The sequence below is a fragment of the Actinacidiphila glaucinigra genome, assembly GCF_035918135.1.
In the GTDB taxonomy this organism is placed as follows: Bacteria; Actinomycetota; Actinomycetes; order Streptomycetales; family Streptomycetaceae; genus Actinacidiphila; species Actinacidiphila glaucinigra.
In genome coordinates this window covers 7,581,350-7,592,974 of the sequence record NZ_CP109144.1, presented here as the reverse complement: position 1 = coordinate 7,592,974, position 11,625 = coordinate 7,581,350, and the positions used below count along the sequence as shown (strand labels likewise).

Sequence of the window (11,625 nt, the reverse complement as noted above, 5' to 3'; positions counted from 1 at the left end):
GGTCGGTCAAGCCGTGTCCCCGCCCACCCGTACGATGACCGCCATGACGGCGAGCGACTCCGGCAGACGACTGATCGACGGCCGCTTCGAGCTGCTGGAACGGCTGGGCGGCGGCGGCATGGGCCTGGTGTGGCGGGCCCGGGACACCGCTCTGCACCGCGAGGTCGCCCTGAAGGAAGTACGCCCGCCCGACCCGGACTTGGCCGATTCCGACCCCGAGGTGGCGGCCAAACTGCGCGAGCGCGTGCTGCGCGAGGCCCGCGCGCTGGCCCGGGCGCACCACCCCAACGTCGCGATGATCCACCACATCGTGGACAGAACGGACCTCCCGCACCCCTGGCTCGTGATGGAGCTGGTGACCGGCGGCTCCCTCCAGGACCGGCTGGCCCGCGGGCCGCTGACCCCGCCGGAGGCGGCCGCGGTCGGCCGCGGCGTCCTGGCGGGGCTGCGCGCCGCGCACGCGGTCGGCGTCCACCACCGCGACGTGAAGCCCGCGAACGTGCTGCTGCGGCCCGACATGACTCCGGTGCTCACCGACTTCGGCATCGCCACGCTCCGCGACTCGACGCGGCTGACGACCACCGGCGGCCTGATCGGCTCGCCCGAGTACATCGCCCCCGAGCGCATCCGCGGCGAGGAGGGCAACCCCGCCTCCGACCTGTGGTCGCTCGGCATGCTGCTGTACGTCGCGGTGGAGGGCGTCCACCCGCTGCGCCGCGAGACCGGCATCGCCACGCTCGTCGCCGTCCTCGACGAGCCCCTGCCGCCCCCGGTGCGGTCGGGGCCGCTGGCCCCGGTGCTCACCGCCCTGCTCGTGCGGGACGCCGCCGCGCGGCCCGGCGCCGAAGAGCTCGACCGGATGCTCGCCGACGTGGAGCGCGCGGAGCCCGCGACTGTGCTCCCCCCACCTGTGCCGGCCGCGCCTGCGCTCCCCGCGCCCGGGCCCGTCGACGCGGCGCCCGCCGGATTCGGGCCCGCCCCGGCGTCGTACCGGCCCATGGCGCCCCACCCGTACCACCCGCCGCAGTCCGCGACCCGGTCGGCCCCGCTCCCCGCGACCCCCCGAGCGGGGCGGGCCGGCCGGGTCCTGGCCGCCGCCACGGCGGTCGCGGCGGTGGGTGTCGCGGGCGTCCTGCTGTGGACCCTTCTCCCGCGGCTCCACGGCGACGGGGACGCCGGCGCCGCGGGGAAGGGCGACACGGGCACACCGAAGGGCACGCGATCCTCCGGTGCCCCGAGCACGGCGGCGCCGAAGAACCTGCTCTCGGTGGCCGGGGGCCGCTCGATGGCGGACGTCGTCAAGTCGGTCTCGGGCGGCACCAAGGTGGTCGAGCTGACCCTCTACGAGGACTACGCGAGCTTCAGGGCGCCCAAGAAGACGAACAAGACCGTCTTCGACAGCTACGCGTACCGCGACGGCGGCAAGCCCGAGGAAGGGATCATCAAGGGCACCATCGACGCCGACGACACGGTCGTCGACCTCACGACCGTCGACTGGGACGCGCTGCCGGCCCTGATGAGCCGTGCCGACAAGGAGTGCAAGGTCAAGCATCCGCAGGCCGCGTACGCGATCGTGAAGCCCGACATCATCAGCAAGAAGCCGTCCATGTACTACTACCGGACCGACGAGTACCGCACCTGCTTCATCGAGGCCACCGTCAAGGGCAAGATCACCGACGTCATGGCCGGGGACTGACCTCCCGGACGGCGAACCGCGGCGTGTACGGTCGACCTGCCGCCGTCGGGCCCCGGCCCCGGTCAGACGTCCACGAAGGCGCTGCCCGACACCTCCACACCCGCGGTACCCGCGGACGCGTCGGCGAGCCAGGCCCGGAAGGCGGCCAGTTCCTCCTGCGGCACGCCCAGTTCGATGCGTACCTCCGCAGCGCCGTAGGCGACGCCGCGCACGGCGCGGCCGGCGGCGCGCAGGTCGTTCTCGATGCGCCCGGCCCGCTGGTGGTCCGCGACGACGGTGACCAGCGCGAGCTTCTGCCGCTGCACCGTGCCGACCTCGTCGAGGGCCGCCGAGACGGCGCCCCCGTAGGCGCGGACCAGGCCCCCCGCGCCGAGCTGGACGCCGCCGTAGTAGCGGGTGACGACGGCGATGACGTCCCGGACCTCGCGGCGCAGCAGCACCTGCAGCATGGGGGTGCCCGCGGTGCCGCCCGGTTCCCCGTCGTCGCTCGCCCTGTGGATCCGGCCCTCGGCGCCGAGCACGTACGCGTAGCAGTTGTGCGTCGCCCCGGCGTGCTCCTTGCGGACGCGGGCGAGGAACTCCTGCGCCGCCTCCTCGCCGGACACCGGCGCCAGCGCGCACAGGAACCGCGAGCGCTTGATCTCGCTCTCGTGGACGTGCTCACGCCCGATCGTCAGATACCGCTCCACCACCCCGCCACCTTACGGGAACAGTCAGGTGCGTCCTCTGGTTGACTGCTGCGGATCGGAATGAGGGAGGACGACGTGCACGCAGACGACACGGCGGTTCGGGAGATCCTGACCGGCCTCGGGGACACCTGGGCCGTGGTGGGGCTGTCCAACAACGCCTCACGGGCGGCGTACGGCGTCGCCGCGGTGCTGCAGCGCCACGGCAAGCGCGTGGTGCCGGTGCACCCCAAGGCCGAGACCGTGCACGGCGAGCAGGGCTACGCCTCGCTCGCCGACATCCCGTTCCCGGTCGACGTGGTGGACGTCTTCGTCAACTCCGACCTGGCCGGCCCCGTCGCGGACGAGGCCGTCGCGATCGGCGCGAAGGCGGTCTGGTACCAGCTCGGCGTGATCGACGAGCACGCGTACCAGCGCACCCGGGACGCGGGGCTGCTCATGGTCATGGACCGCTGCCCCGCGATCGAGATCCCCCGGCTCGGGTAGACCCCCGCCGGGTCGGACGGCGGTGCCGTGCTCCCGTCGCCGGGGAGGAACTCCGGGCCGGAGTGGCTCGCGGGCTCGTCGCGTCAGTACGCGAACGCGCCGGAAATCCGCTGCGAACGGCCCGATCCCCTGTTGTAGCGTGCGCGCATGCCCGGTCCCGTACGCCCTGCCCGACCCGATGACGCCGCCGAGTTGGTGCGGCTGCGGCGGCTGATGTTCCTGGCCATGAGCGGACGGGACGAGCCGGGCCCCTGGGAGGCGGCGGCCCGGGAGCGGGCGCGCGAGCAGCTCGCCGGGGGCGGTGCGCGGTGGCTGGGGGCGTTCGTGGTGGACGGCGATCCGGCGGTCGCGGACGGCCCGCACCTGGCGGCGTGCGCGGTGGGCCGGATCGAGGAGCGGCTGCCCGCTCCGGGGCACCCGGCGGGCCGGTTCGGCTTCGTCTTCAACGTCTGCACCGACACCCGCTACCGCGGCCTGGGGTACGCCCGGGCGACGACGAAGGCCCTGCTCGCGTGGTTCGCGGAGCAGGGCGTGACCCGCGTCGATCTGCACGCGACCCCGGAGGCCGAGCCGCTGTACCGCAGCCTGGGCTTCGTCGAGCACTCGATCCCGCTGTCGCTGGACCTGTCGCGGCGGCCGGGCGGCGGCCCCGTCAGTGGGCGGGCGGCTCCGCGATGAGGGCCGTGCCGACCCGGTGGAAGCCGAGCCGGGCGTAGATCCGGGCGACGTCCTCGTCGCCGGCCGAGAGGAACACCGTGGTCAGCCCGCGTTCGCGGGCGTCGGCGACGAGCACGCCGGTGACCGCGAGGGCCAGACCGCGCCGGCGGGCGACGGGCAGGGTGCCGACGCCGACGATCTCGCAGACCTCGCCCACGGGGTTGTACTGGCCCGCGCACAGCGCGGTGCCGCCCTCGACGGCGGCGGCGTGGACGGTGAGCCCGGCCCGCACGCGTGCCTCCGCCGTCGCGACGAGACCAGGGGCGGCGTGCAGCGGGAGCGCGGCGGCGAGTTCCGCCCGGCCGGCGGTGCCGATGGCGGTGCCGGGCTGCGCGAAGGCCAGGTGCGGCACGGTGAGCGCGGTGGGCAGCGCCGGGTCGCCGGGCCCGAGCAGCCGTACGCCGACGTCCGCGGGGAGTTCCGGCGGCAGAGGCAGCGGGGCGAGCGGATCGAGGACCATCAGGGGGTGCTCGTGCACGGCGAGGCCGGACGCCTGCGCCGCATCCCGGAGCCCGGGGCTGGTCTCCGCGATCCACTCGAAGCACTCGGGCACGCCCAGCTCCCGCTGGCGGGCCCGGACCCGGTCCACGTCGGCCCGGCCGACGGGGCCGCCGTCGCCGTCCAGCGCCGGGCGGGCGTAGAAGGGCCAGCCGACGCCCTCGCGCACGAAGAGGGTGAGCGGGCCGTGCTCCTCGGCGCGCGCGCCCGCCCGGGGCACGGCGTCGTAGTAGCGCTCCAGGCGGTCCAGCAGTTCCGTCACGCGGGGAGTCCCAGCCCTTCCAGCAGTTCCACACCGGGCAGCGACGCCAGCGCCTTGCCGGGCACGAGCAGCTTGCCGCGCCGCCGGCCGCTGCCGATGATCACGTAAGGGGTGTCCGCGACCGACGCGTCCACCAGCAGCGGCCAGGCGGCGGGCAGCCCGATCGGGGTGATGCCGCCGTACTCCATGCCGCTCTCGCCCACGGCGGTGTCCATCGGCGCGAACGAGGCCTTGCGGACGCCGAGATGACGCCGCACGAGGCCGTTCACGTCGGCCCGCGTGGTGGCGAGGACGACGCAGGCGGCGAGCGTCACCTCCCCGCCGCGCTTGCCCGCGACGACCACGCAGTTCGCGGACTGCTCCAGGGCGACCCCGTACGTCTCGGTGAAGACCGCGGTGTCGGCCTTCTCGGGGTCGGTGTCGACCAGCAGCAGTTCCTCGACCGGCAGCTGCCCGCTCCACGCCGTCAGTGCGGCGGCGACGGGGGCCGGCAGCAGGTCGAGCCGTTCCACGGCGGGGTGGACGTCGGTGAAGGTGCCGATGGGTGCGCGCATGACCGGCACGCTAACAAATCCCGGGAGCCCGCGGCGCGTCGTCTCGCACGGCGAGTGCGGGGGCGGAGGTGGTCGGCGTCGTCCCCTCGCGGCGACGCTGCGCTGCCGCGGCCTCGCAGCGCACGCCCCCGACCGCGGTCGGGGGCCCTTCCGGTGAGCTCGGGGTGGATTGCCGTGCGGGCACCGCGGCGGAGGTCGTGAACGGCCTCGTGCGCCGCGCCGCACGGAGCTTGTGGCGGGGCGGAAGGACGTCTCGATGCGCCGGCCCGTCCGCTCGGCGAAGGCCTCTGTCGGCGGCCTGTTGCCCGGGTTGCACTCCGCCGTGCCGTTTCGGCAACCTGGGCGTGTGGGAGCCACGAGGAAAGACGTGCTGGACGCTGTCGGGCCCCGGCTGCGCGAGCTGCGGCGCCGGCGCGGCATGACCCTGGCCGAGCTGGCCGAGCGCACGGGGATCAACGAGAGCACCCTGTCCCGTCTCGAGGGCGGCGGGCGCAAGCCGACCCTGGAGCTGCTGCTGACCCTGGCGGAGGTCCACGCGGTCCCGCTGGACGAGCTCGTCGGCGCGCCCCGCACCGGCGATCCCCGTATCCACCTGCGGCCGGTCACCCGCGACGGTCTGACGTACGTGCCGCTGAGCAGACCCGGCGGGATCCAGGCGCACAAGCTGCTGATCCCGCCGCACCCGGGCACGGAGCCCGAGTTGAAGACCCACGAGGGCTTCGAATGGGTCTACGTCCTCGCCGGCCGGCTGCTGCTCCTCCTCGGCGACCGGCGCGTGGTCCTGAAGCCGGGCGAGGCCGCGGAGTTCGACACCCACGTCCCGCACTGGCTCGGCCCCGACGGCGAGCATCCCGTCGAGCTGCTCGTCCTGTTCGGGCGGCAGGGCGAGCGGGCCCATCTGCGGACCCGCACCGCCTGAGACCGGCGCGACCGCAGGTCACGTCCCCGGCAGCGGGTCCACCCCGTGCGCCCGCGTACCGAGCACGCGCCGCGTCACCTCGGCCTCCATCCGCCCGCCGAACACCTCGGCGTCACCGGCCCGGCGGGACCGGGCCGCAGCGCGGGCGTCGTCCGCCAGCAGGTCCATGACGATGGCCGCCGCCGCGGTCGTCCCGGCCGCCGCGGCCGCCGGGACGCCCGCCATCAGGTCGCCGACGTTCCCCGCGGCCCACACGCCGTCGACGCCGGTGAAGCCGGAGGCGTCCACCGTGAGCTGTTCCCCGAAGCCCGCCGGATGCTCCCGCACGGCCAGGCCGAGGCCGCCGAGGAAGGACGCCCGGGCCGTGAAGCGCGGGGCGACCGCGAGCACGCGGACGGGCACCGTGTACCCGGAGGCGAGGCGCACCCCCGCAAGCCGACCGGCGTCGTCGGTCTCCAGGCCGCTCACGGCGCCCTCCACGACGCCGACGCCCAGTCCGGCGAGCTGTTCCCACTGATCGGACGTCAGATCCGTGCCGGGCTGCGGGAACAGCGTCACGTCCTCGGACAACTGCCGGAACAGCAGGGCCTGGTGGAAACTGCCCAGCACCCCGACCGCGGTGTCCCGAACCTCCCAGCCGTGGCAGAACACGCAGTGCACCACGTCCCTGCCCCATCGCTCCGCCAGGCCCGGCACGTCCGGCAGTTCGTCGACCAGGCCGGAGGCCACCAGGACCCGCCGGGCCGCCGTCCGGCGTCCGTCCGCGCACTCGACCACGAAACGGCCGCCGTCGCGGTGGATCGCCGTGACGCGTCCGGCGACGACGCGGCCGCCGTAGGAGGCGACCTCCTCCCGCCCCCTACGCAGCAGTTCCAGGGGGGCGATGCCGTCGCGTCCCAGCAGTCCGTGTGCCGCGGCGGCGGGGGCGTTGCGGGGCTCGCCCGCGTCGATCACCAGCACCGGCCGCCGTACCCGTGCCAGGGTCAGCGCGCCGGACAGTCCGGCGGCGCCTCCCCCGACGACCACCACGTCCCACACGCCGCCCGGTGCCTCGATGCTGTGCCCGCCGATGTCGCTGTCGTTCTCGTCCATGGCGGCACGATCACTCCGGCCGCCGGCGGGAGGCAACGTTCCATGCCGTTTCGGCAAGAGGCGCCGCGCACGCCGGTCAGGCCTCGGAGGCGAGCTTCTCCTCCAGCCCCGCGAGGAGTTCGGGCTCCAGCCCCGCGAGCGCGGCCAGCTGCTGATGGGTCGCCCCGGCGGGAACGGGACGCGGCGCGGGCGTCCGCAGCGGCGGCTCCCATCCCCGCTCGGGCGTCCAGCGCCGGACGACCCGGGCCGGCGCGCCCGCCACCACCGAGTGGTCGGGGACCTCGCCCCGCACGATGGCACCGGCCGCGACGACGACGTTCCGCCCGATCCGGGCCCCCGGCAGGATCACCGCGCCCGCGCCGAGCCAGCTCCCCGAGCCGATCTCGACGGGCGCCGAGCGCGGCCACTGGCGGCCGATGGGCTCGTGCGGGTCGTCGTAGGAGTGGTTGTCGCTGGTGACGTACACGTACGGCCCGCAGTAGACGTCGTCGCCGAAGACGACCGGCCGGGAGGCGATGACGTGGCTGCCGCGGCCGAGGACGACGCCGTTGCCGAGCCGGACGACGGGGTCGGGGCCGAGGTCGAGGCCGGGCATCATCCCGGCGGTCAGGGTGACCTGTTCGCCGATGATGCAGCACTCGCCGAGGTGGATCCACCGCTCGCCGAAGATCGTGCCCTGCGGGAACGCCAGCCGGGTGCCGGCGCCGATCCGGCCGAAGCGCAGCGGGCCGGGGCGGTCCGCGGAGACGGAACCCGCGTTCTGGACCCACCGCCAGCCGCGGTGCACCAGTCGCGAGACGGCGCGGCGGCGCCAGGCCGCCACGGAGGAGAACAGGTTCTCGTTTTTCGGCACGCGCCCACCGTACCGAGGGGGCGGGGGCGCGGCCGGGCGATCAGATGTGATGTGCGCCGCGTTCCGTCCACGCGACCGCGACCCGCGCGGCCAGGCGGACGTTGCCGCGGACGGCGGCGAGGTTCGCCTCCAGGCTGGCGCCGCCGGTGTGCTCCACGAGGTGCCCGAGGAGGAACGGCGTGACGGCCTGCCCGGTGACACCCTCGCGTTCGGCGGCGGCCAGCGCCTCCGCGAGGACCCGGTCGTGCAGGGCCGGGTCGAGTTGCTCGTGCTCCGGCACGGGGTTGGCGAGGATCACCGCGGACGGCGGGCCGTCGAGGTCGTCCTGGGCGGCCATGACGCAGGCGGCCTCGTCGGGCGTGCGTACCGTCCAGTCCACGGGCTGCCCGGAGCCGCTGAGGTAGAAGCCGGGGAACTCCGCCGTCCCGTAGCCCACCACGGTGACGCCGAGGGTCTCCAGGCGCTGCAGGGTGGCGGGCACGTCGAGGATCGACTTCACCCCGGCGCAGACGACGGTGATCCGCGTCCCGGCCAGCAGCCTCAGGTCGGCGGATTCGTCCTGCTCGTCGGTCCATCCGCGGTGCACGCCGCCCAGTCCGCCGGTGGCGAAGACCCGCAGCCCGGCACGGGCGGCGAGGTAGGCGGTGGCAGAGACGGTGGTGGCGCCGCTCGCCCCGGTGGCGACCGCGACGGGCAGGTCGCGGTGGCCGAGCTTGCGCATCCCCTCGTCGCCGGCGATGCGCTCCAGGCCCTTGCGGTCGAGCCCGATGTGGGGCACGCCGTCCAGCACCGCGATGGTCGCGGGCACGGCGCCGGCCTCGCGCACGGCCGCCTCCAACTCCAGCGCCACCGCGTGGTTGCGGGGGCGGGGCAGGCCGTGGGAGATGATCGTCGACTCGAGGGCGACGATCGGGGCTCCCGTTTCCAGCGCGATGATCACGTCATCGGAGAACTTCAGCACGATCTACGCGCTACCCGCCACGCGATCGGCGCAATCACCGGACTACGGTGATCCCCATGACGGAGAGAGCCTTGATCGCGGACGTCGCCGGACGCACGCCCCGGGTGGACCCCGCCGCCTTCACCGCGCCGACCTCGGTGGTGCTGGGCGACGTGGCGATGGCGGCCGGCGCGAGCGCCTGGTACCACGCGGTGCTGCGCGGCGACTGCGAGTCGATCAGCGTCGGCGAGGGCAGCAACATCCAGGACAACTCCACGGTGCACGCCGATCCCGGGTTCCCGGCGGTGATCGGCGCGGGCGTCACGGTGGGCCACAACGCGGTGCTGCACGGCTGCGTCGTCGAGGACGACGTGCTGGTCGGCATGGGCGCCACCGTCCTCAACGGCGCGCACATCGGCTCGGGCTCGCTCGTCGCGGCGGGCGCGCTCGTCCCCCAGGGCATGCGGGTGCCCCCGGGGTCGCTGGTGGCGGGCGTACCGGCGAAGGTGCGCCGCGAGCTCACCGCGGAGGAGCGCGAGATGGTGCGGATCAACGCCGAGCACTACGTCCGGCTGGCCGACGCCCACCGGGCGGCCTTCGCCCGGGACTGACCGCCCCGGGCCCGGCCGCTCAGTCGGCGGTCGCCGCCACGGCGTCCGCCTCGGGCGCGGCGGCCTCGTGGGCCTTCGCCGCGGCCTTGGCCCGGCGGCGTACGACGAGGAACGAGCCGAGGCCGATCAGCACGGCGGCCACCAGGCCGAGCCAGGAGAAGCGCTTGAGCCACGGCTCGGCGACGATGCCCACGTAGTAGATGACGGCGGTGGTGCCGCCCGCCCACACGATGCCGCCGAGGACGTTGGCGGTGAGGAACTTCCAGTACGGCATCTTCAGCACGCCCGACAGCGGGCCGGCGAAGATCCGCAGCAGCGCCACGAAGCGCCCGAAGAACACCGCCCACATGCCCCAGCGCGTGAACGACGCCTCGGCGGTCGCGATGTGCGCCGCCGAGAAGTGCTTGGGGAAGCGCCGGCCCAGCCGGTCCAGCAGGGGCCGGCCGCCGCGGCGGCCGATGGCGTAGCCGATCGAGTCGCCCACGATCGCGCCGACCGACGCGCAGACGCCGACCACCCAGGGGTCCACGTGCCCCTGGGAGGCGAGCAGCGCCGAACTGACGAGGATGATCTCGCCCGGCAGCGGGACGCCCAGGCTCTCCAGGCCGATCACGAGGCCCACCAGCAGGTAGACGCTGACCGGCGGGATCGTGCCGAGCCACTCCTGGACGTGCAAGGCCGCTTCCTCCCCCTAGGGCGGTCGGATGTGAGGACGCGCGCACATGCGCGCGTCGTTGCAGCGTAGCCGACGTGCGGCCCTGCCTGTCGCCGTCGCCCGGGGCCGGGGCCGGGCCGGCCGCTCAGGCGTGTGCCGGGACGAGCACCCCGGCCGCGAGCACGGCCGGCACTCGCGGCCGCAGGATCGTCCGCGAAGACCGTTCCGCCCGCAGGCCCCTCTGCCGGCGGAGGAGCACCAGGGCCCGGATGCCGGCGAACACACCGCAGAATCCGACGATCACGTATGACATGCGCGGCGCTCCAGACCGTCGAGGTGTTCCGCGAGTACGTCGACCACGCGGGGGGCGGGCCCCACGTGGACAGGCCCTTGACGTCCGGGCGCGTAGAGCCTGAACCGTCCGTCCGTTTCGAAGATCACCGACGCCAGGACCTCGGAACTGAAGGCGTGCGGCATGAACAGGAAGTTGTGTCCCAGGCCCGGGAAGAATCTGCTGACCACCGGATGCCGCGCGGCCGGTTCCACGACTTCCCGGTACAGCTCCGAGGCGTCACGGCGGACGATCCGCCACTGCGTCTCCAGCGGGTCACCCCGTTCGTAGGCCAGTTGCAGCTCGGAGAACCTCACGAACGGCCACCTCGCGGCCATCTCCTCCAGCCCGGTCCCCGTGACCCAGGCAACCGCCGCCTGGGCGACCCGATGCCTGTCCGGTGTGGCACCGTGTGCCCATTCCCAGGCGTCGCGACGGAAGCTGAGGATGTAGGTGTCCACGCCGGGGAGCACGGACACCGACGAGCGGCCGCCACGCATGATCGCGACGGCCGCCTCGGGCTCCCCTTCCCGGGACGTGAACGCCTGTGGCGCGTCCGCACCGAACTCGGCGTTCAGCGCCGCGACAAGCTCGTTTCCGTTGTGTGCGGAGCGACGTGGCGGCTCCGGCCTCACTTGCAACCGCCGCGATCGCCGCCGTACAGGGGCGCGCGCGATCCGGGACTGCCGAGGTACCGGTTGCTCATGTGCCCCCCTGTTCTGCTGTTACGTGCGTAAACGTAATGGGAGAGGCGGAGGTCGTGAAGGGTTCACCAGGGATTCGCCATACACCCCGGCGGCCCGGAACGCGTCAATGCGTCAGCTGTTGGGGCGGAGCGTCCAGACGATGGTCATCTCGCCCGTCACGGCACCGTCCTCGCGCTGGATGGCGACGGTGACGGGGAACTCCGGGCGCTCGCCCCTGTCGAGTTCGGCGATGACGTCGGCCGCGGGGCGGCCGAGCCGGGCGGTGGCGGTGACCGGGCCCATGGCGAGCTTCCTGTAGCCGATCTCGGCGCGGACGGCGAGGGGTACGGCCCGGGAGAGCCGGTCGGCGAAGGCCGCGAGGACGACGGCGCCGCTGGCGGTCTCGGCGAGGGTGAACATCGCGCCGGCGTGGGGGCCGCCGACGTGGTTGTGGTAGGCGGGCTGGTCGGGGAGGCGGACCACGGCGTGTTCTGCGGTGGTCTCCAGGAACTCGATGCTGAGGGTGGCGGCCATCGGCACGGTGGCCGCCATGAGCTCGCCTATCTGCGGCTGGTTCTCGGGCATGGGCCGGATGTTACCAGCAAGTAATCAACGCTTCCGTGGAACCGCGGCGGCTCA

General features: G+C 74.3%; 15 protein-coding genes. 5 read left to right on the top strand and 10 right to left on the bottom strand.

The genetic code is table 11. The annotated features are described in order from the left end of the window. Positions 1–43: 43 nt before the first annotated feature. Entirely contained in the window at positions 44–1,696 is a 1,653-nt protein-coding gene (locus OIE69_RS34205) for a serine/threonine-protein kinase (RefSeq protein WP_326578399.1), read from the top strand. A 62-nt stretch (positions 1,697–1,758) separates the two neighbouring features. Here OIE69_RS34205 and OIE69_RS34200 read toward each other — a convergent pair whose 3' ends face one another. Continuing rightward, positions 1,759–2,388: a YigZ family protein gene (locus OIE69_RS34200; protein ID WP_326578397.1), complete on the bottom strand. Its 630-nt coding sequence runs from the start codon at positions 2,386–2,388 to the stop codon at positions 1,759–1,761. Positions 2,389–2,445: 57 nt separating this feature from the next. On the opposite strand from OIE69_RS34200, the gene OIE69_RS34195 reads away from it, so the two are divergent. Both OIE69_RS34195 and OIE69_RS34190 read left to right on the top strand, forming a co-directional pair. After that, positions 2,446–2,868 carry a CoA-binding protein gene (locus OIE69_RS34195; protein WP_392567601.1) on the top strand — a complete coding sequence of 141 codons (423 nt, stop codon included), beginning with the start codon at positions 2,446–2,448 and terminating at the stop codon, positions 2,866–2,868. Between the two features lie 147 nt (positions 2,869–3,015). Then, a complete protein-coding gene (locus OIE69_RS34190; RefSeq protein WP_326578393.1) occupies positions 3,016–3,546 on the top strand; it encodes a GNAT family N-acetyltransferase in 531 nt (176 codons plus the stop codon). Here the strand turns inward: OIE69_RS34190 and OIE69_RS34185 are convergent. Together OIE69_RS34185 and OIE69_RS34180 are read right to left on the bottom strand one after the other, a co-directional pair. Next, a complete protein-coding gene (locus OIE69_RS34185; protein WP_326578391.1) occupies positions 3,521–4,345 on the bottom strand; it encodes a GNAT family N-acetyltransferase in 825 nt (274 codons plus the stop codon). The two genes, OIE69_RS34190 and OIE69_RS34185, sit on opposite strands and share 26 nt — an antisense overlap. Further along, complete coding sequence (locus OIE69_RS34180) at positions 4,342–4,899, bottom strand: YbaK/EbsC family protein (protein WP_326578389.1); 558 nt, start codon at positions 4,897–4,899, stop codon at positions 4,342–4,344. Before OIE69_RS34180 ends, OIE69_RS34185 begins: the two co-directional genes overlap by 4 nt. A gap of 418 nt (positions 4,900–5,317) precedes the next feature. Here OIE69_RS34180 and OIE69_RS34175 point away from each other — a divergent pair, with 418 nt between their 5' ends. Next, entirely contained in the window at positions 5,318–5,818 is a 501-nt protein-coding gene (locus tag OIE69_RS34175; protein WP_392567693.1) for a helix-turn-helix domain-containing protein, read from the top strand. Positions 5,819–5,836: 18 nt separating this feature from the next. Here the strand turns inward: OIE69_RS34175 and OIE69_RS34170 are convergent, their stop codons facing one another. From OIE69_RS34170 to OIE69_RS34160, 3 genes are all read right to left on the bottom strand, one after another. Next, positions 5,837–6,910: an NAD(P)/FAD-dependent oxidoreductase gene (locus OIE69_RS34170; RefSeq protein WP_326578385.1), complete on the bottom strand. Its 1,074-nt coding sequence runs from the start codon at positions 6,908–6,910 to the stop codon at positions 5,837–5,839. A gap of 76 nt (positions 6,911–6,986) precedes the next feature. Next, positions 6,987–7,763 (bottom strand): acyltransferase, encoded by a 777-nt coding sequence (locus OIE69_RS34165; protein ID WP_326578383.1) that lies wholly within the window; start codon positions 7,761–7,763, stop codon positions 6,987–6,989. 40 nt (positions 7,764–7,803) lie between these two features. Continuing rightward, positions 7,804–8,724, bottom strand: coding sequence for a pseudouridine-5'-phosphate glycosidase (locus tag OIE69_RS34160; protein WP_392567600.1), 921 nt, complete (start codon positions 8,722–8,724; stop codon positions 7,804–7,806). A 56-nt stretch (positions 8,725–8,780) separates the two neighbouring features. Between OIE69_RS34160 and OIE69_RS34155 the strand changes: the two genes are divergently transcribed. Further along, on the top strand, positions 8,781–9,314 hold the full coding sequence (locus OIE69_RS34155) for a gamma carbonic anhydrase family protein (protein WP_326578381.1): 534 nt from the start codon (positions 8,781–8,783) through the stop codon (positions 9,312–9,314). Between the two features lie 19 nt (positions 9,315–9,333). On the opposite strand, the gene OIE69_RS34150 is transcribed toward OIE69_RS34155, so the two are convergent. The 4 genes from OIE69_RS34150 to OIE69_RS34135 form a co-directional block, all read right to left on the bottom strand. Then, positions 9,334–9,990: a DedA family protein gene (locus tag OIE69_RS34150; protein WP_326578379.1), complete on the bottom strand. Its 657-nt coding sequence runs from the start codon at positions 9,988–9,990 to the stop codon at positions 9,334–9,336. 124 nt (positions 9,991–10,114) lie between these two features. Then, positions 10,115–10,282 carry a hypothetical protein gene (locus OIE69_RS34145; RefSeq protein WP_326578377.1) on the bottom strand — a complete coding sequence of 56 codons (168 nt, stop codon included), beginning with the start codon at positions 10,280–10,282 and terminating at the stop codon, positions 10,115–10,117. Then, positions 10,270–10,761: a hypothetical protein gene (locus OIE69_RS34140; protein ID WP_326578375.1), complete on the bottom strand. Its 492-nt coding sequence runs from the start codon at positions 10,759–10,761 to the stop codon at positions 10,270–10,272. Before OIE69_RS34140 ends, OIE69_RS34145 begins: the two co-directional genes overlap by 13 nt. A 357-nt stretch (positions 10,762–11,118) precedes the next feature. Beyond that, positions 11,119–11,571, bottom strand: a complete 453-nt coding sequence (locus OIE69_RS34135; RefSeq protein WP_326578373.1) for a DUF4442 domain-containing protein — start codon at positions 11,569–11,571, stop codon at positions 11,119–11,121. Positions 11,572–11,625 lie beyond the last annotated feature (54 nt).